This window comes from Actinoplanes sp. NPDC051346 (assembly GCF_040682215.1).
Lineage (GTDB): Bacteria > Actinomycetota > Actinomycetes > Mycobacteriales > Micromonosporaceae > Actinoplanes.
In genome coordinates this window covers 161,600-180,612 of sequence record NZ_JBFBAJ010000004.1, presented here as the reverse complement: position 1 = coordinate 180,612, position 19,013 = coordinate 161,600, and the positions used below count along the sequence as shown (strand labels likewise).

Annotated in this window: 17 protein-coding genes; 11 read left to right on the top strand and 6 right to left on the bottom strand. The window is 73.0% G+C overall.

From position 1 onward, the window contains the following. Positions 1–21: 21 nt before the first annotated feature. Genes AB0M36_RS12115 through AB0M36_RS12085 form a run of 7 tightly spaced genes read left to right on the top strand, consistent with a single transcriptional unit; the run spans position 22 to position 9,192 of the window. Positions 22–513 carry a chemotaxis protein CheW gene (locus AB0M36_RS12115; RefSeq protein WP_364155696.1) on the top strand — a complete coding sequence of 164 codons (492 nt, stop codon included), beginning with the start codon at positions 22–24 and terminating at the stop codon, positions 511–513. Continuing rightward, entirely contained in the window at positions 510–1,964 is a 1,455-nt protein-coding gene (locus AB0M36_RS12110; RefSeq protein ID WP_364155694.1) for a CheR family methyltransferase, read from the top strand. Before AB0M36_RS12115 ends, AB0M36_RS12110 begins: the two co-directional genes overlap by 4 nt. Next, positions 1,961–2,497 carry a chemotaxis protein CheW gene (locus AB0M36_RS12105; RefSeq protein WP_364155692.1) on the top strand — a complete coding sequence of 179 codons (537 nt, stop codon included), beginning with the start codon at positions 1,961–1,963 and terminating at the stop codon, positions 2,495–2,497. Before AB0M36_RS12110 ends, AB0M36_RS12105 begins: the two co-directional genes overlap by 4 nt. Continuing rightward, positions 2,497–3,963 (top strand): methyl-accepting chemotaxis protein, encoded by a 1,467-nt coding sequence (locus AB0M36_RS12100; protein ID WP_364155691.1) that lies wholly within the window; start codon positions 2,497–2,499, stop codon positions 3,961–3,963. The genes AB0M36_RS12105 and AB0M36_RS12100 overlap by 1 nt, the downstream gene beginning before the upstream one ends. Beyond that, the gene (locus AB0M36_RS12095; RefSeq protein WP_364155689.1) at positions 3,960–6,089 is read left to right on the top strand and encodes a response regulator; all 2,130 of its coding nucleotides are present in this window, start codon (positions 3,960–3,962) and stop codon (positions 6,087–6,089) included. Before AB0M36_RS12100 ends, AB0M36_RS12095 begins: the two co-directional genes overlap by 4 nt. Beyond that, complete coding sequence (gene cheB, locus AB0M36_RS12090) at positions 6,086–7,237, top strand: chemotaxis-specific protein-glutamate methyltransferase CheB (RefSeq protein WP_364155687.1); 1,152 nt, start codon at positions 6,086–6,088, stop codon at positions 7,235–7,237. Before AB0M36_RS12095 ends, cheB begins: the two co-directional genes overlap by 4 nt. After that, positions 7,234–9,192, top strand: coding sequence for a response regulator (locus AB0M36_RS12085; protein WP_364155685.1), 1,959 nt, complete (start codon positions 7,234–7,236; stop codon positions 9,190–9,192). The genes cheB and AB0M36_RS12085 overlap by 4 nt, the downstream gene beginning before the upstream one ends. Positions 9,193–9,234: 42 nt before the next feature. Here the strand turns inward: AB0M36_RS12085 and AB0M36_RS12080 are convergent, their stop codons facing one another. Both AB0M36_RS12080 and AB0M36_RS12075 read right to left on the bottom strand, forming a co-directional pair. Further along, positions 9,235–11,805: an ABC transporter permease gene (locus AB0M36_RS12080; protein WP_364155683.1), complete on the bottom strand. Its 2,571-nt coding sequence runs from the start codon at positions 11,803–11,805 to the stop codon at positions 9,235–9,237. Next, a complete protein-coding gene (locus tag AB0M36_RS12075) occupies positions 11,802–12,593 on the bottom strand; it encodes an ABC transporter ATP-binding protein (RefSeq protein WP_364155681.1) in 792 nt (263 codons plus the stop codon). The genes AB0M36_RS12080 and AB0M36_RS12075 overlap by 4 nt, the downstream gene beginning before the upstream one ends. Before the next feature lie 151 nt (positions 12,594–12,744). Between AB0M36_RS12075 and AB0M36_RS12070 the strand changes: the two genes are divergently transcribed. From AB0M36_RS12070 to AB0M36_RS12060, 3 genes are all read left to right on the top strand, one after another. Continuing rightward, the gene (locus AB0M36_RS12070) at positions 12,745–13,917 is read left to right on the top strand and encodes a histidine kinase (protein WP_364155679.1); all 1,173 of its coding nucleotides are present in this window, start codon (positions 12,745–12,747) and stop codon (positions 13,915–13,917) included. Then, complete coding sequence (locus AB0M36_RS12065) at positions 13,914–14,552, top strand: response regulator transcription factor (RefSeq protein WP_364155677.1); 639 nt, start codon at positions 13,914–13,916, stop codon at positions 14,550–14,552. Before AB0M36_RS12070 ends, AB0M36_RS12065 begins: the two co-directional genes overlap by 4 nt. Positions 14,553–14,628: 76 nt before the next feature. Beyond that, positions 14,629–15,786 (top strand): PQQ-binding-like beta-propeller repeat protein, encoded by a 1,158-nt coding sequence (locus AB0M36_RS12060; RefSeq protein WP_364155675.1) that lies wholly within the window; start codon positions 14,629–14,631, stop codon positions 15,784–15,786. Here the strand turns inward: AB0M36_RS12060 and AB0M36_RS12055 are convergent. Genes AB0M36_RS12055 through AB0M36_RS12040 form a run of 4 tightly spaced genes read right to left on the bottom strand, consistent with a single transcriptional unit; the run spans position 15,774 to position 18,176 of the window. Continuing rightward, the gene (locus AB0M36_RS12055) at positions 15,774–16,328 is read right to left on the bottom strand and encodes a GNAT family N-acetyltransferase (RefSeq protein WP_364155673.1); all 555 of its coding nucleotides are present in this window, start codon (positions 16,326–16,328) and stop codon (positions 15,774–15,776) included. The two genes, AB0M36_RS12060 and AB0M36_RS12055, sit on opposite strands and share 13 nt — an antisense overlap. Positions 16,329–16,338: 10 nt before the next feature. Continuing rightward, entirely contained in the window at positions 16,339–16,842 is a 504-nt protein-coding gene (locus AB0M36_RS12050; protein ID WP_364155671.1) for a MarR family transcriptional regulator, read from the bottom strand. Between the two features lie 48 nt (positions 16,843–16,890). Beyond that, positions 16,891–17,409, bottom strand: coding sequence for a DUF305 domain-containing protein (locus AB0M36_RS12045; RefSeq protein ID WP_364155669.1), 519 nt, complete (start codon positions 17,407–17,409; stop codon positions 16,891–16,893). A 26-nt stretch (positions 17,410–17,435) separates the two neighbouring features. Beyond that, a complete protein-coding gene (locus AB0M36_RS12040; protein WP_364155667.1) occupies positions 17,436–18,176 on the bottom strand; it encodes a lytic polysaccharide monooxygenase in 741 nt (246 codons plus the stop codon). 506 nt (positions 18,177–18,682) lie between these two features. Between AB0M36_RS12040 and AB0M36_RS12035 the strand changes: the two genes are divergently transcribed. Then, positions 18,683–19,006: a hypothetical protein gene (locus AB0M36_RS12035; RefSeq protein ID WP_364155665.1), complete on the top strand. Its 324-nt coding sequence runs from the start codon at positions 18,683–18,685 to the stop codon at positions 19,004–19,006. The last annotated feature ends 7 nt before the right edge of the window (positions 19,007–19,013 follow it).

Sequence of the window (19,013 nt, the reverse complement as noted above, 5' to 3'; positions counted from 1 at the left end):
GATGCCCGCTAGCCTGAGCGAATGGGGCAGCCCGGACAAATAGCACCACCGGCGGGGACGCCCGTCGGTGCGGCGTCGCTCGTCTTCCGGGCCGGTCCCCTGCTCTGCGCGCTGCGGATCGAGGACGTCATCGAGACGATGCGTCCCCTCGCCACCCATCCGCTCGCCGGGACGCCCCCGTTTGTCAGCGGCATCTGCATCATGCGCGGCATACCGACCCTGGTGGTCGACGTCGCCCGGCTGCTCGGCGGGGCCAGCGCCCCGGTGGGTCGCTTCGTCGCGGTGCGCACCGAGCGTGGACCGGTGGCGTTCGCGATCAGCACCATCCTCGACGTACGACCCGTCGGCGCCACGGCCACGGCCGGTCACGACGCGTTGCTCGGGGAGGCGTCGGCGCGGCTGGTCTCCGCCGTCGGGACGCTGGACTCCGAACCCGTCCTGGTGCTGCGGGGCATGCGCCTGGTGCCGGACGAGGTCTGGGCGGCCGCCGCGGACCTGGCGGTGGCGACGTGACGGCCGATCTGACGACGGCCGGCGACGTCACGCGGTTTCGGGTGCAGCTTGCCGAGCAGCTGGGGTGGAACTTCGACGACAACGACATCTCCCAGCTGGTCGACGTCCTGCGGCGCCGGGTCGAGGAATCGGGTCTGCTCCCCGGCGCGTACCTGCGGCGGTTGGCGGCCGGCGACTGGGAGTCCGAGGTGACCGCGCTCGCCGAGGAACTGAGCATCAACGAGACGTACTTCTTCCGGCACGGGGAGCAGTTCCGGGCCCTCGCCGAGGTGGTCCTGCCGGAGCGGATCCACGACCGCCGCGCCCAGCGGGTGCTGCGCATGCTGTCGGTCGGCTGCTCGTCGGGCGAGGAGGCCTACTCGATGGCCGTCGTCGCCCGCGAGTCGCTGCCCGGCCCGGACTGGATCGTGTCCGTGCTGGGCCTGGACGCCAGCGCCTCCGTGCTGCGCCAGGCCGAGCTGGCCCGATACTCGGGTTGGGCGCTGCGGGAGACGCCGGACGCGATCCGGGAGCGCTGGTTCCACCCGCGCGAGGGCGATTACGAGCTCGACGCACTGATCCGCGCGGACGTGCGCTTCCGCCGCTACAACGTGGCGACCGAGGACGCCGAGCTGTGGCGAGCCGATCAGTACGACGTGATCTTCTGCCGGAACCTGCTCATGTACCTCACCCCGGAGCTGCGGGAGACGCTGGTACGGCGGATGACCAACTCCCTGGCCGGCGGCGGCTACCTGTTCCTGGGCCACACCGATTCGCTGGGCAGCCAACCGGAGGGGCTGGAGCCCCAGCACACCCACCACACGTTCTATTACCGGCGTTCCTCCGTACCCGCAATAACGACGCCCGCACCCCGGCCCGAGCCGCCGCCGATGTCTCCGAGCCTTCCGGCGCGCCCGGCGGCGAGGCCGCCGGCGCGCGATCGGCGACCGGCGCACGGTGCGGGGCGGTCCGGGACGGTCCACGAGCGGGCTATGCGGCTGCTGCGCGACGAACGGTTCGCCGAGGCGCTGGCAGTCGTGGAGCGCGGCCTGGGCGAGCGTCCCGAGTCCCGGGAGATGTTGCTGCACGGGATCCTGCTGGCGCAGGCGGGCCGGTTCGAGGAGGCCGAGATGGTCTGCCGCCGGCTGCTCGACGTCGACGGGCTCAACGCCGACGCCCACCACCAGTTGGCCGTCTGCCTGGAGGGCGGCGCCGCCGTGGACGTGGCGATCGGCCACTACCGGCTGGCCGCCCACCTCGATCCGGAGTTCGCCATGCCTCGGCTGCGGCTCGGGCTGCTGGCGCGGCGGCGGGGTGAGAACGAGACGGCCGGCGCCGAGCTGGAGCGGGCGATGAGCCTGCTGCGCCGCGAGCGCGAGGATCGCCTGACGCTCTTCGGCGGCGGCTTCGGACGGCTCGCCCTGACCAACCTGTGCCGTGCCGAGCTGGACGCCAGCGGGGTGCGCCGGTGAGCCCGAACGAGGTCGCCGAGCGGCTGGTCGGACTGCGGGAGGAATTCGACCGCTCGTTCGCCGAGCCGGCGCGCCGCCACGACGAGGAGTACGCCGAACTGCTGGCCGTGCACGCCGGCGGCCGGCCGTACGCGCTGCGCCTGTCCCAGGCCTCGGGCCTGCATCAGAACCGTCCGGTGACGCCGCTGCCGGGGCCCCAGCCGGCGCTGCTCGGCGTGGCGGGCTTCGGCGGCGCGATCGTGCCCGTCTACGACCTCGCCGCCCTGCTGGGTCACGCCGTCCCGGACCGGCCGCGCTGGCTGGTGCTGGCCGCCGGGTCGCCCGCGCTGGCGCTCGCCTTCCATCAGTTGGACGGCCATGTGCGCGTGGCGGCGGCGGAGATCGTCGAGGAGGCCGCCGGGGACGTCGGGGACATCCTGCGCGGCATGGTCCCGCTCGCCGGCGGGACCCGCCCGATCGTCGACCTGCCGGCGGCCCGCGCCCTGGTGCACCGGCTGACCGGCCACACCGAACGAACGGAACAGGAGCGATGATGGCTCGACGCACTTTCGGCACGAAGCTGGCGGGCGGCGTCGGCATCACCCTCTTTCTCACCCTGATCATGGGCGCGGCGGCCGTCGCCGCGCTGTCCGTCGTGGTCGACGCCAAGGACGACGCCATCCGGGTGGCGGCGGAGGACCTGGTCAACGCGGAGCGGCTGACGACCAAGTCGGAGAGCCGGATCTCCAACTACCGTGCCTTCCTGCTCAGTGCCAGCCAGACCAGCCTCGACGCGACCAACGCCGACCGCGAGGAATTTCTGGGACTGATGACCAAGCTGCGCGGGACACTGACCGACACCACGGCGCGGAACCTTCTCGACGCCGTCTCCGCCGCCGAGGTCACCTATGCGGCGGTGCTGCAACCGGTCATCGAGCGCCGCAAGACCATGGACGACCTGCGCGAAATCAGCCAGCTCAACGTTTCCGCGACGGGCCCGGCCCGGGACTCGTTACGCAAGTCCATCGCCGACCTGACGACGCGGGTACGCGCCGAGGTCGAGGTCAGCCGGAAGGAGGCGTCCAACGCGGCGACCCGGTCGATCGTCGTGATCGTCGTGCTCGGCGTGCTGGCGATGGCCTTCGGCAGCCTGGTGGCCGCGAAGCTGAGCCGCGACCTACGGCGCGAGGTCGGCGCGGCGGTCGGGCACATCCAGAGCTCGTCGGCACAGCTCGAGGCGGCGGCCGCCCAGCAGGCCAGCGGCGGGCAGCACCAGGCAAGCGCGATGAACGAGATCACCACCACCATCAGCGAGCTGCTCATCACGTCCCGGCAGATCGCCGACAGCGCGCAACGCGTCTCCACGATCGCGGAGGAGACGGCGGAGGCGGCCCGCAACGGCGACGCGACCATCGACCAGACGCGCGCGTCGATCTCGGCGATCCGCACGCAGGTGGACCAGATCGTGCAGCACATGCTCGCGCTCGGCGAGAAGTCGCAGCAGATCGGCGGGGTCGTCGAGCTCGTGTCCGAGCTGGCCGAGCAGACGAACATCCTGGCGATCAACGCCACCATCGAGGCGAGCGGCGCGGGCGAGTGGGGACGGCGGTTCGCGGTGGTCGCCGAGGAGATCCGCAAGCTCGCGGACCGGACCGCCGGGTCGGCGAAGGAGATCCGGGCCCTCATCGAGGACGTCCGTGGCGCGGTCAACACCACCGTGATGGCCACCGAGATCGGGGCGAAGTCGGTGGACGCCGGCGCGCGGCAGTTCGACGACGCCACCCATTCGTTCCGGCGCATCGCCCAGCTCGTCGCCACCACCAACGACGCGACCCGGGAGATCGAGCTTTCCACCAAGCAGCAGAGCACGGCGGTCGAGCAGGTCAACGTCGCCGCCTCGGACACCGCCCGGGTCACCCGGGAGAGCGAGTCGAGCGCGGTGCAGACGCGGCAGACGGCGGCACACCTGTCGAACCTCTCGGGCGACCTGCTCAACCTGGTGGGCACCGGCCGCCGATGAGCCAGGATCCGCTGCGCTACTTCCGGGTGGAGGCGCGGGAGCTGGTCGACCAGATCAGCGCCGGCGTGCTCGACCTGGACCAGCGGCCGGGCACCGAACTGGTGGCGCGGCTGCTGCGGTTCGCGCACACCCTCAAGGGCGCGGCGCGGGTGGTGCGGCAGCAGGAGATCGCCGATCTGGCGCACGCGTTCGAGGAGGTGCTCGTTCCGCACCGCGCCGACGACGGGCCGCTGCCGGCCACCGAGATGCGGGAGCTGCTGCGGATCAACGACGAGATCGAGCGATTCGTCGCCGCGCTGGAACCCACGGCGGACGGTGCCGCCCCGCCCGCCGAGAGCGTCCCGAATGCCGCGCCGCCGGCCACGGACAATCCCCGCGCGCCGGAGCCGGTCTCGGCCGTACCCGCCATGTCGGCGCCGGCGCCGGCCGCCGCCCCGGTCGAACCGGTGCCGGCCGCCCGGGCGGCGACCGCCGACGTCGACGATCTGCTCGACGCGGTCGGCGAGGCGCACGCGCGGTTCGCCCCGCTGCGCACCGGCCACGCGACCTTCGACCGGCTGCACCGGGCCGCCGAGACCCTCGCCGACCAGCTGCGCGCCGGCCGGACCGCCGGACAGACCGCGACCGCCCGCGCGGCGGCGGTGCGCCTCGCCGCCGACCTCGGCGCCTTCGGCCGCCAGCTCACCGACACGGTGGAGCAGGTCGAACGCGAGCTCGACGAGGTGCGGGGGCGGGCGGAGCGGCTGCGGCTGGTCGCCGCGTCCAGCATCTTCACCGCGCTGCGCCGGGCCGTCCGCGACGCCGCCGAGGCGCAGGACCGGCGGGTGCGCTTCGAGGGCCGCGGCGGTGACCTCCGGATGGACCCGCACGTGCTCGCCCTGGCCAGCAGCGCGCTGCTGCACATCGTGCGCAACGCGGTCGTGCACGGCATCGAGCCCGAGGCCGACCGGCTGGCGGCAGGCAAACCCGCCGAGGGCGCCGTGACCGTCGTGGTCGAGCGCCGGGGCAGCTACGCGGCATTCCTGTGTACGGACGACGGCCGCGGCTTCGACCTGGCGGCAGTCCGGCGCACCGCCGAGGCACGCGGCCTGCTGCCGCCCGGCACGCCGGCACCCGGCGAGCAGGCGCTGCTGAACCTCGTGCTGCGCGGCGGGATCAGCACCTCCCCCACGGTCACCGAGGTGGCCGGGCGCGGCATCGGCATGGACGTGGCCCGCGACGTCGCCGACCAGCTCGGCGGCGACGTCGCGGTCCGCACCGAGACCGGACGGGGAACCACCGTCGAACTGGTCCTGCCGCTGGCCCTGCTGTCTTTGCACGGGCTCATCGTGGAGGCGGCCGGCTCCATCGCCACCGTGCCGCTGGACTCGGTGCGCACCTGCATCCGCCTGCATCCGGAGCAGGCGACCACGGCGGTGGTGACCGGCAAGCTGGCGTACGACGGCGAGGCCCTGCCGTTCCTGCCCCTGGCCCGCGCGCTGTACGCCGGCACCACTGTCGACAGCGCGGAGGGCGGCCCGGGCGTCGCCGTCGTCGTCATGGCCGGCGGCCGTTCCGTGGCCGTCGGGGTGGACCGGCTCGCGGGCACGTCCACCCTGGTGGTGCGGCCGTTGCCGGAGCTAACCCCGGCCGCCTCGGTGATCGGCGGGGTGTCGATGGACCTCGACGGCAATCCGCGCCTGGTGCTCGACGCGCAGGGCGTCATCGCGGAGGCGGCACGCGTCGGCGGCGGCTCGGCACCGGCCGAACCCGCGCCACGCCTGCCGATCCTGGTGGTCGACGACTCGCTGACGACCCGGATGCTCGAGCGCAGCATCCTCGAGTCGGCCGGCTACGAGGTGGATCTGGCGGCCTCCGGCGAGGAGGGCCTCGACAAGGCCCGCGCCCGCCGGTACGGCCTCTATCTGACCGACATCGACATGCCCGGCATCGACGGGTTCACGTTCGTCGCCAAGACCCGCGCCGATCCGGAGCTCGCCGAGGTGCCGGCGATCCTGGTCAGCTCCCGCGCGAACGCCGAGGACCGGGCCCGTGGTGTGGCGGTCGGCGCGGCCGCGTACGTGATCAAGGGCGAGTTCAACCAGGAGGAACTGCTCGCCCACATACGAAGGCTGGTGTCGCCATGATCCGGGTGCTGCTCGTGGAAGACTCGGCGACCATGCGCGCCCACCTGCGCGAATCGTTGGCCGCCGATCCGGAACTACAGGTAGTGGGCGAGGCGCTGGACGGCCCTCAGGCCGTCGAGCTGGTCGGCCGGTTGCGCCCCGACGTGGTGACGATGGACATGATGCTGCCGACGATGAGCGGGCTCGCCGCGACCGAGCACATCATGGCCGAGTTCCCCACCCCGATCCTGGTCGTCTCGTCGGCCGACCGGCAGGAGCTGTTCAGCACCTACAACGCCCTGGCCGCGGGCGCGGTCGACGTGCTGGAGAAGCCGCGCGGGGACGCCTCCGACGCCGGGTGGGGTCAGCGGCTGCGCTCGGCCGTACGGCTGGTGTCGCGGATCCGGGTGATCACCCACCCGCGGGCCCGGCTCGACGGCCGCAACCGTGGCACGAGCCCACCGCCGGGGTCGGGGCCACCGCCGGGATCGGGGCCACCGCCGGGATCGGGGCCACCGCCGGCGTCGGGGCCACCGCCGGTGCCTGCCGCCCAGACTCCCGCGGCCCCGGTGCGTGAAACGGCGCTGCAGGTGGTGGCGGTGGGCGCGTCGACCGGCGGCCCCGGCGCTCTCACCGACCTGTTGCGGGCCCTGCCGCACGGGTTCCCGACACCCGTGCTGTGCGTGCAGCACATCGCCGCGAGCGAACCGTTCGCGGTGGCGTTCTCCGACTGGCTCGCCGGGCAGACCGGCCGCAACGTCGCCTACGCGCGCGACGGCGTGCCGCTGCTCGGCCTCGGCGGGCGGGTCCTGCTCGCCCCGCCGGACCGGCACATGCTGGTAGCCGACGGTCTCATCCGGCTCAGCGAGGCGCCGCCGCGGCACTCCTGCCGGCCCTCCGTGGACGTGCTGTTCGAGTCGGTGGCCGCCGAGTACGGGCCGGCGGCCGCCGGGTGCCTGCTCACCGGCATGGGGCGCGACGGTGCGCAGGGACTGCTGCGGATGCGGACCCGGGGCGCGGTGACGTACGCGCAGGACGAGGCGAGCTGCGTCGTCTACGGCATGCCACGGGAGGCCGCCCTGGTCGGTGCGGCCGCGTACATCCTGCCGCCGGCGCGCATCGCCGCCCGGCTGGCCGAGCTCTCCCCGGCCGTGGGGGTGCGGCGATGACCCCGACCGTGCTGATCGTCGACGACAGCCTCACCGTCCGCATGGACCTGCACGAGGCCTTCGAGGCCGACGGCTTCTCCACGATGCTGTGCGCCACCGGCGCGGAGGCCCGCGCGGCGTTCCAGACCGGAGGCTTCGAGGTGGCGGTGCTGGACGTGCTGCTGCCCGACGCCGACGGCGTGGAGTTGCTGCGGGAGCTGCGCGCGCTGCCGGGCCGCGAGGAGACCGTCACGGTGCTGCTGTCCAGCGAGGCCGAGGTCGCCGACCGCCTCGACGGACTGCGGACCGGCGCCGACGAATACGTCGGCAAGCCGTACGACTCCGGATATGTCGTCGCCCGCTCCCGTCAGTTGCTCGACGAGGACGACACCCCCGCCGAGCCGCGGCCCACCGTGCTGGTCATCGACGACAGCCTGACCTTCCGTGAACGGCTGCGGCAACTGCTCGAACCCGAGGGGTACGCGGTGATCACGGCCGCGTCCGGCGAGGAGGGTCTGCGCACCGCGGCGGACCGGCGCCCGCAGGCCGTCATCGTGGACGGTGTCATGCCCGGCATCGACGGCGCGACGGTGATCCGGCGGATGCGGCTGGACCCGACGCTGCGCGACACGCCCTGTCTGCTGATGACGGCCGCGGACGACTACGCGACCGAGGTGCAGATGCTGGAGGCGGGCGCCGACGCGTTCGTCCGCAAGCAGCAGGACCTAGCCGTGGTGCTCGCGAAGCTGGCGGCCGTGTTGCGGACCAGCGCCGAGCAACTGCCGATCGAGGTGATCGGCAGCCTGCACGGTCCCGGGAAGGTGCTGGTCGTCACCGCGGACCAACGGCGACTCGACGTCTGGTGCGACACCCTGCGCGCCGACGGCTACGACGTGGTGGCGGCGGCCGACGGCGCCGAGGCGCTCGACCTGCTCGCCACGCAGCCCGCCGACTGCATCGTGCTGCACCTCGACCGCGACGCCCGCGCGACCTGTGCCCGGATCAAGGAGGTGCCGCAGATCGGCAACACCCCGCTGGTGATGACCGGCGACCAGGACGACGCGCTGCTGGAGAGCCTGGCCGCGGGCGCCGACGACTACGTCCGCTCGGCGGACGGCGCGGACACCCTGCGGGCACACGTCCGGGCCCAGATCCGCCGCAAGCAGTCCCTCGACGAGAGCCGACGCATCCGCGAGGAGCTCATGCGCCGGGAGCTCGACGCGGCCGGCGAACGCGCCGCGCGGCAGCTCGCCGAGACCCGGGCGGCGCTGGTGGAGGAACTCGAGTGGCGCAACCGCGAGCTCGAGGCGTTCAGCGGCTCGGTCTCGCACGACCTGCGCGGCCCGCTCCAGGTGATCAGCAGCTACGCCGAGACGATGCTCGACGACGAGGAGGACGAGCCGCTGAGCGCGGAGGTGCGGCACCGGATCGAGCGGATCCAGGCGGCCGCCGCTCGGATGGCCGACCTGGTCGAGTCCCTGCTGATCCTGTCCCGGGCCAGCCGCGGGGAGCTGCGCCGCCGGCGCTTCGACCTGACCGAGACCGTGTGGCAGGTCATCCGCGAGGTGGAGGCCCGCGAGCCGGGTCGCGAGATCAAGTTCCAGGTGGACGAGACGATGACAGCCGACGGCGACGAGGGCCTGGTCCGGGTGATCCTGGAGAACCTCATCAACAACGCGGCCAAGTTCACCCGCAAGGTCGAGAAACCGGTCATCGAGGTCGGCTGGAGCGGCCCCGGCGACGAGCCCCGCTACCACGTCCGCGACAACGGGGCCGGGTTCCCCTCCGGCAAGGCGGGAGCGCTGTTCCGCCCGTTCGCGCGGCTGCACAGCGCCGACGACTTCCCCGGCACGGGCATCGGACTGACGACCGTGCACCGGGCGGTGGAACGCCACGGCGGTGAGATCCACGCGGAGGGCGAGGACGGGCGCGGGGCGACGTTCTGGTTCACGCTGCCGCCCGCGCGCCGCACCTGAGCGCCCCGCCCGGGTCACCGGCCGGGGCGCTCGGAACACCTCTCAGTCGGTGGCCAGCGCCGCCACCGGGCTGACCTTCGCACCCCGCCGGGCCGGCAGCACACCCGCCAGAGCGGTGAAGGCGACCAGCGCGAGGAACACCAGGGCAAGCTGCCCGACCGGCAGCTTCAACGGAAGGTTGGCGCCGAGCGCCTTCATCATCAGCCACGCGTACGGCACGCCGAGCAGGAGCCCGACCGTCGCGCCGATGACCCCGTACAGGCTGGACTCGGTGGTGAGCATGGTGCGCAGGCCGCCCCGGGTGAGGCCGACGGCGCGCAGCAGGCCGGACTCGCGGGCGCGTTCCACCACCGACAGGGCCGTCGTGGTGCCGACGCCGACGACGGCGATCAGCACGGTCAGGCCGACCAGCCCGATGACCACCGCGAGCATGGTGGTGAGCATCGTGTCGAACTCGTCGCGCTGGTCGGCGAGGACCGCGACGCTGATGCCGGTCTTGCCCGCCACGAGCTGCCGCATCGCCTTCTGCCCGGCCGTGCGCCCCTCCTCGCCGGGCTTGGCGGCGTCCGCCAGCAGCCCGGTCGGGGTGGCCGCCGCGCCGAGCTTGGTGAGATCGGCGGGGTCGGCGATGATGTCCGACTGCAGCGGCCCGGTGTCCGACAGCGTGGCGACCACCTCCACCTGGACCTTGCGCTGGTCCGCCGTCAGGGTGGCGGTGTCGCCGACCTTCAGCCCGTAGTCCTCGGCGATCCACTTGCTCATCGCCGCCTTGCCGGGCCCGATCGCGGCCAGCGAGCCGCCGGTGACGTCGATCTTCTTCAGCTCGGGCAGCGCCGTCATGGACAGGTCGCTGGCCCGCAGCTTCCAGTTGGCGTCACCGCCGGAGAGGACGACGTTGCTGAGCCGGCGGTACGGCGTCACGTGCGTCAGGTCCGGGCTGGCCTTCGCCTGGGCGAGGACGGTGGCCGGCAGATCGGCCGGGTCACCGCTGGCGGCCAACTCGAAGTCGGCGGGGGCCGACGAGGCCAGTTCCCGGTCGGCGAGAACCCGCGCCGAGGCACCCGTCACCACCACGCCGGCGATGAGGGCGACACCGAGCGCGACGACCACCGAGACCGCGGCGGCACGCCGGGGCGCCCCGCCCACGCCGCCGACGGCGAGCTTGCCGACCGGCCCGAGCCGGCGCAGCGGCCAGCCGACGGTGGCGAGCACCGGGCGCACCAGCAGCGGACCCAGCGCGATGAGCGCGAGGAAGGCCAGCCCCGCGGAGCCCAGGACGGCGAACATCATCGGCTCGGCGTTGTAGTCCTTGGTGTCGCGACCCGGCAGGTTGGTGACGACGTAGGCGGCGAGCAGACCCGCCCCGGCGGCGAACAGCAGACCGAACACGGCGCGGACCTTGCCGATGCCGGCGCGTCCGGCGGTGGTGCTCGCCGAGCGCAGCGCCTCCAGCGGAGACACCTTCGAGGCCGAGAGCGCCGGGGCCAGCACCGCCAGCACGGTGATCACCGTCGAGAGCAGGACCACGGCGACCGCCGGCAGCACCGGCACACCGGGCGAGGAGACCGTGATGTCGAAGGCGCGCAGGAGCGGCGGCACCGCCTGGCCGAAGGCGAGGGCGCCGAGCACGCCGACGGTGCCGGCGACGAAGCCGGTCAGCGCGCCTTCGACGGCGAGAGCGCGCCACAGCGAGCCGCGTCCGGCACCGACCGCCCGCAGGAGGGCGAGCTGGCGCATCCGCTGGGCGAACACGATCCGGAAGGTGGAGGTGGCGACCAGGCCGGCGGCGCCCACGGCGATGGCCACGAACATCCCCATCGCGAGGAAGAGATCCTTGATGCCCGCGGCGGCCTCCTCCGCCTCCGCGCGGCGCACCTCGGCGCCGGAGCGGACCACGGCGCGCGACATTCCCTCCTGCGGCTTGGGGCCGGCGGCGACGATCCGGTCCGCGGCGGCGGTCACCGCCGCGGTGTCGGCGCCGGGCTCGAGCCGCAGCTCCACGTGCCGCATGAAGTTCGAGTTCTGGATCGCCGAGACGGTGCTCTGCGGCGCGTAGGCCGTGCCGCCGAAGTCGCTCTCGGCGTCCACGATCCCGGTGACCGTGAACTTCATCGGCTTGATCGGTTTGTTGGTGTCGTCGCGCCCGGTGTGGATGGTCACCGTGCTCCCGATGGACAGGCCCATCCGGTCGGCGGTCCGCGGGCTGACCGCGATCTCACCGGGCTTCGTCGGATAGGTGCCCTTGGTGGCGTGGACGGTGGCGAGCGCGCCGCTGCCCGGGTCGGCGAGCAAATCGAGGTAGTCGCCGTTCACCTCCGCGCCAGCCCGGGCTCGCCCGGCGACCTCGGCCACGCCGGGAATGGCCCGGAACTTGGCGATGTCGTCGGCGCGGAACTCCACGTCGGAGAACTGGTCGCCGCTCGAGGGGCCGACCACGAGGTCCGCGGCGACCGGGGTGCCGCTGAAGCTCTCGATCGTGGTCTTCTCGGTGATCTCCTGGGCGAGCACGGTGGCGTAGACGACGAACGCGGCCACCAGGACGGCGAGGCCGGTCAGCAGGAGGCGGGCCGGGCGGCGGGCGACGCCGGCGAGTTGGGTGCCGAGGACCTTCATCGCTGGTTCCCCAGGTTCTGCAGGGCCTCGGCGACCGACGCGCGGTCGGGGCGGTCGATCTCACCGGCGATGCGACCGTCGGCGAGCAGCACGACCCGGTCCGCGTACGCGGCGGCGCCCGGGTCGTGGGTCACCATGACCACGGTCTGGCCGAGCTCCCGCACCGAGTTGCGCAGGAACGACAGCACCTCGGCGCCGGACCGCGAGTCGAGGTTGCCGGTCGGCTCGTCGGCGAACACCACCTCGGGCCGCGACACCAACGCACGGGCCAGCGCCACCCGCTGCTGCTGGCCACCGGACAGCTCGCTGGGGCGGTGCCGCAACCGGTCGGCGATGCCGAGGACCTCGGTCAGGCGGGCCAGCAGCCCCCGCTCGGCGGTGCGCCCGGCCAGGTCGAGCGGCAGGGTGATGTTCTGCTCCGCGGTCAGCTGCGGCAGCAGGTTGAACGACTGGAACACGAACCCGATCCGCTCCCGGCGCACCTTGGTCAGCACCTTGTCGGACAGCACGGTCAGGTCGGTGCCGCCGAGCAGGGCCCGCCCGGAGGTGGCCGTGTCGAGCCCGGCGAGGCAGTGCATCAGGGTCGACTTGCCCGACCCGGAGGGGCCCATGATCGCGGTGAACTGGGCGCGGGCGAAGCCGACGGTGACGCCGTCGAGCGCCCGCACCGCGGTGTCGCCGCTGCCGTACACCTTGACCAGGTCCTCGGCCGCGACAGCGGTCAGGTGCCCGTCGGGTCCGCCGCCGGCGGAGGTCAGCGGCGCGACGGCCGGGGACTGCGAATACATGGGGATGCCTCCGGAATAGTGGATCAGACTGGAGAAATCCTGCGGGAGGGGCCGTGACCGGCGCATCGGCCCGGGGTGGGGAACGGCTCGGGGTGTGGATCTACCTTTCGGCCGATGGAGGCCGCCGACGCAGCGGTTACGCTGGGTCACGATGTTGACGCAACGTGCCCTGTTCTTCCGGCTGGCCCAGCTCGGCGCCCTCTTCATGATGGCGGTCCTGGGCCTGTTCGACCTGGCCAACGGCATGTCCTCCACCGGGGACATCGTGGTCCTGCAGATCCTGACGGCGATCGCCACCGCCGCGGTCTGGTTGCCCCGGCACCGGCAGGGTTCGAAGCGTCTGCCGAAAGTCGCACTGCTGCTCTCCGTCTTCTCACTGCTGCTCACGGTCGCCATCGCGGGCCAGGGCACGATCTACGGCGGCAGCTACGGCCTCGCCGAGGCCGTCGGACTGCTGGGCGTCCTGTTCGTGCTCAGCCGGCGCGGCGACCCGCAATGGGCCATCGGCGCGGTGCTCGCCACCGGGATGGCCCTCGGGTTCCTGCCGCTGCGCAGCGGCTTCGGCACCGAAATGGTCATCGTCGGCCTCGCACAGGGCCTGGCCGGCACGGCGGTCATCGGACTCGGCATCTATCTGCGGACCCTCGAGTCGACCCGGCTGCGGGCGATGGATTCCGTACGCGCGGAGCAGCGCGCCGAATTCGCCCGCGACCTGCACGACTTCATCGCCCACCACGTGACCGGCATCGTGGTGCAGGCCCAGGGCGCCCGCTTCATCGCCGAGCAGGACCCGCAGCGCGTGCTGCTCGCCCTGGAGCAGATCGAGGCCGCGGGCGCCGAGACGATGGCGTCCATGCGCCGCATGGTCGGCGTGCTGCGCGACCCGAACGCGCGGCCGGACGCCCCGCTGACGCCGCTGGCCGGCGTCGACGAGCTCAGCCCGCTGCTCGAACAGTTCACCACCTCCGGCGGGCCGCTCGCCCGCCTGCATCTGGATGGCAGCACCGAGGGCGTCCCGGTCGAGGTGTCCACCTCGGCATACCGGGTGGTGATGGAGGCGCTGACCAACATCCGCCGGCACGCGCAGGGCGCCCGGGTCGCCGACGTGTGGGTGCGCCGCACCCCCGACTGGCTGCTGGTCCGCGTGGCGAACGACGGATTGCCGCCGAAGGCCGGCGTGCCGCGCGACGCGCCGGGGTACGGTCTCGTGGGCCTGCAGGAGCGGGTCCGCGCGGTCGGCGGGCGCATCACCGCCGGGCCGGGCATCGACGGCGGCTGGGTGGTCGACGCGGCCCTGCCCCTCGACCAGGAGGTGACGCGGTGATCCGCGTGATGATCGCCGACGACCAGGCGATGGTACGAACCGGCTTCGGCATGATCATCGGCGCGCAGCCCGACATGGAGTTGGTCGGCGAGGCCGCCGACGGTGTCGAGGCGGTCGCGATGGCGCGCAAGCTCAAGCCGGACGTGGCGCTCTTCGACATCCGCATGCCGCGGATGGACGGGTTGGAGGCGCTGCGGCTGCTCGCCGGCCCGGGCGTCGCGGATCCGATGAAGGTCGTCGTCGTGACGACCTTCGACCTCGACGAGTACGTGCACCAGGCGCTGCGCAACGGCGCGGCGGGCTTCCTGCTCAAGGACTCGGGCCCGGCGCTGCTGGTGGAGTCGGTGCGCGCGGCGGTTTCCGGTGACGCGCTGATCAGCCCGTCGATCACCGTACGGCTGCTGGAGCACCTGTCCCCGCCCGCGCCCAGCGACGACGACGGCGGCCTGTCACCGCGCGAGCTCGACGTGGTGAAGCTCGCCGCACGCGGCCTGACCAACGCCGAGATCGCGACCGAGTTGTTCATCTCGGTCGGCACGGTCAAGACGCACCTCGGCAGCGTGCAGACCAAGCTCAACGCCCGCAACCGGGTGGAGATCGCCGCCTGGGCCTGGGAGCGTCGGCTGGTGGGGTGACCCTGAACGGGGGATTCCGCCCCGGCTACCCGCAAGTCGCCGCGCGCCGGCCGGCCGTACCTCCACGATCTTGCTCATGCAGCTCAAGCGATGTGCGCGCGGCCTGGCCGCGGCGACGGTTCTCCTGACCCTCGGCACCCTCACCTCCCCGGCCGCGGCGGCGCCGGCGGAGAACTGGACCCAGGACGGGTACGGCGCCGGCCACACCTTCTACAACCCGGGCGAGTCGGTGATCAACTCCGGCACCGTGAAGAAGCTCAAGACCCGCTGGACGGTGACCCCGAAGGCGGCCGTCGACAGCTGCCCGCTGAACCCGGTCGCGCCGATCGTCTCCGGTGGCCGGATGTTCATCCTGGAGCCCGACGGCAACGGCGTCGGCGCGTACGACACCACGACCGGCAAGAAGCTGTGGTCGTACTTCGCCGGCTACGTGGAGGCCACCGGCCTCGCCGTCTCGGGCGACACCGTCGTCGTCACCGACGTCGCCTGCTACTCGAACAGCAACTACGACAGCAACGTGGTCGGGCTCGACGCGGCCACCGGCGCCGAGCGGTGGAGCAGCCTGACCGCCTGGACCACCGACACCGTGGTCGTCGACCAGGGCACGGTCGCGGTCTCCGGTTACTGCGGCACGTGCGACGACGCCGACCACGGCGTCGAGGCGTTCCGGATCTCCGACGGCGAGTCGCTGTGGAGCCGCCCGAACGCCGTCCTCGCCGGCCCGGTCGCAGACGCCGGCCGCGTCCTGCTCGCGCGCACCACGTCGAACCTCACCGAGGCGGTCTCCATCAAGACCGGCCTCAACCACTGGGGTACCGGTCTGCGCTACGCGGCCAGCGCCGCCGACCCGGCCCGCGACCAGTTCTACCTCTCCGGATCCCCCGGACTGCGCGCCATCGCCGCCGCCACCGGCAAGACGTTGTGGACGGTCAAGAACGAGGCGGGCGAGCTCGCCACCGACGGGCGGCGCGTCTATGTGGCGTCGGCCGGGCGGTTCAACGCGTACGACACGAAGAGCGGCAAGCTGCTCTGGACCCGGGCGCTGAAGACGCCGGGCAACCCGGTCCGGGCCGGCGGCCTGCTCTACGCCACGAGTGGCACGTCGCTGGTGGTGCTGGCGCCGACCAGCGGCAAGACCGTGCGCGCCTTCGGCACGGCGACCGACCACGTGGTGGCCGCCGGCGGCCGGCTCTTCGTGACGAACGGACGCACCGTGAAGGCCTACACGCCCTGACGGTCGGGTGCCCGGCCGGCGAGGGTGATCCAGTATCGCCGGAGCCGGCCGAGCGCGGTGTCGCGCACGTCCTCCAGCACGCCGCCGTTGCGCTCGATCGTGCGGCGGGAGCCCTCGTTGGTGACCTCGCAGGTCAGCAGCACCCGGTCGAGACCCAGCTCGCGCGCGTGCGGCAACACCTCCGCCAGCGCGCGGGAGGCCAGGCCGCGGCGGCGCGCGGCGGGGCGTACGCCGTAGCCGATGTGACCGCCCGCCTCCAGCAGGAACTCGTTGAGCTCGTGGCGCAGCGCGATCGAGCCCAGCACCTCGTCGTCCTCGACGATCCACCAGTAGGAGCAGTGCACCCAGCCCGCGGCGGCCGGGATCGCCGGATCCGACTCGCGGCGCAGCTTGCCGACGAAGGCGGCGAAGCCCTCGGCCGAGTCCACCTCGTCGTCGGGACGCAGGCCCGAACCGTCCTGGTGCACCCCGCGTCCCCAGTCGTCACGCGCGGCGAGCCACCGCTCGTGCAGCCGGGTGGTCGGGGTGATCAACTCTGCCATGGGAGGCAGGCTAGCGCCGCTCGGACCGGGCGGCTACCTGGTTCGGCTCCGCGGCTTCGAGGCGCGCCAGAACCCGGCGGGCGATATCGCCGAGCTGGGCCAGTTCCGGGCCGGTCAGCGTGTCCAGAACCAGGTCCCGGACCGCCTCGACGTGGCCGGGGGCGCTGTGGCGCACCTTGTCCCAGCCCGCGTCGGTGAGCACCGCGTTGGTATATCGCCCGTCGCGCGGGCAGGTGGTGCGCTCGACCCAGCCCCGACCCTCGAGCCTCTTGACCACATGGGACAGTCGGGACAGCGAGCCGTTTGCCAGCGCGGCGAGGGCGCTCATCCGGCGGGTTCGGCCCGGCGCCTCGGAGAGGTTGGCCAACACCAGGTATTCGAAGTGGCTCAGGCCCGAATCGCGCTGCATCTGGGTGTCCAGGGCGGCCGGGAGCCGCAGGAGCAGCCCCCCGATCGGCAGCCAGGACTCCAGCTCCTCGGCGCTCAGCCAGCGGGCCCCAGGTTCGGCACTCACCCGACCATCCTACGGGCCGTTTGAAGCTTCAACGAGCGTTCGATCGGGCTACGCCAGGGCGAGCAGGCGCCGGATATGAGCCTGCCGGTTCGCCGTCATCCGCTCGGCGAGTTCCCGCGCGGGCGGAAACCGTCCACCGACCGACTCCATGCGGCTCACCCCGACGCAGTTGTGCAGGTGACCGAGGAGCAGGCCCACCGCCGTACGGTCGAAGTCATGGCCCCGCGCCGCGGCCAGCTCGGCGATGTCGGCGTCCCGCAGGGAGTGGAGATCGCCGTGCCCCGCGTGGGCGTCCGCCGCGGGATCCGCCGACGCCGGTTGCCGCCAGAGCGTCAGCCAGTCCCGCATCGTCCGGGCCTCGGCCCGCCACTGCTCGCGCGCCTCGGCGGCGAGTGCCCGCAACCGCGGATCGGCCGCCCGCCGCGCGGCGGGCTCGGCGACCCGCTCACCCTGGTCGGCGTACGCCAGGCTCATCTGCAGGAACATCACGTCGGTGCCGGAGTACGCCGGAGCAGGCGGCGGCGCGGGTGAGGATCCGCAGCCGGCGAGGATCACCGTCAGCAGCACCGCCGCCGCCGTGCCCCGGCACCAACTCAGCCCCGCTCCCACAGCGCGGGGACGTTCGGGGGTTCCCAGCCGACCTGCGCGGTGTGCGCCTGCCGGCACCGGTACGTCGCCGCGCCGTAGGTGACCGTGTTCCCCGGCGCGTACGCCGTCCCGGCCCGCCAGGTGCCACCGGCCGGCGGGGTCGTCGGCGGGGTGGTGGGCGGCGTGGTGGGCGGCGTCGTCGGCGGCGTGGTGGGCGGCGGCTGGCCGCCACCGCCGCCGATGTTCACGTCGACGCAGGCGTAGAAGGCCATGGCGGTGTCGTTGACGTTCCACCGGGCGAGCACCGTCTGGCGGCCACTGAACGATCCCATGCCGACCGTGTGGGACTTGGTGGCACCGGGCTGCGCGCCACCGTCATAGAAGACGGCCAGCCGGGTGCCCCCGATGAAGTACTCCCACGAGTGTGTGGCGTGCCGGGCGGTGAAGGTCCAGGTGAAGGTCACCGACTTCCCGACCGAGGCGGCCGGCCAGCCCTTGCTGTTGTCGTTGAGGACGGCGAACCGGCTGCCGCCGCCGTTGCACTGCATCGAACCTTTGGGCGCCTCGACGCTCTGCGGCTCGTAGATGATGTCGCCGCAGTTCGCGACGGCACCACTGGCACAGTTCGCCTGCCTGCTGGGCGGCGAGGAGATGTAGCCGTGCGCCGAGGCGGGGGCCACGGCGACGAACAACGACGCGCCGATGGCCGCGGTACTGAGGATGGGGAGGGCGACTCTGCGTCTCATGAAGGGCTCCACTTCATGGTGGACGGCGGGCCGGGGACGAAGGGGGACCCGGCCCACCGTGGGGACAGGACGGCAAGCGTGGGGGCGCTTTCCGGCCGTGGGCCCAACATAATTTAAAGCTTGTTAACAGTAAAGACATCTAATGAAGATTTTCGATGCCCGGATACCCGGGTCACGCCTCGACGGCTAGCATCGCCGGACATGATCGCGACCGTGTGGCGGCTACTAACCCGGCAGATCGACACCCATCCGGCGCAGGACGACGCCGTACTACGCGAGGCGTACCGCCAGGCGCGGGACAGCACCGACGACGAGCTGGCCCGACGGGCAGTGGCCGACACCCGGGGCGACTACGACCGAATTCGGCCACCTGGCGCACCTGGCGGGGCAGGTGAACGACCAGGCGATGCGGCTCGCGCCCGAGGACCCCACACCGTGGGCCACCCGGCTGCGGCTCGCGGTCGCACTGAGCGCACCGCGGGAGTACGTCGACCAGGCGTGGCGCGTTGTGGGAGCAGAAGCGCGAGTCCCAGCCCCCCACCGCCGCCGAGATGGGCGAGCGGTGGCGGCGGGACCCGGTCCTGCGCTCCGAACTCGACACCGCGTTGACCGGGTGGTTCCATCGACCGGCGCCCCGACACGCCGACTGGTTGGACGAGGCGAACTTCCTGGCCTATGGTCTGGCGCGTACCGGCCGCGACGCCGACGCCGCACCGGTTTTCGCGTCGATCGGCAAGTTCATAGACGGGATTCCGTGGGGCTGGTGGGGCGAACTCGGCGGCGATGCGGACTTCGTCCGGGCCCGTCGCCGCGCCCGCCGCGCCGTCTGAGCCGTCG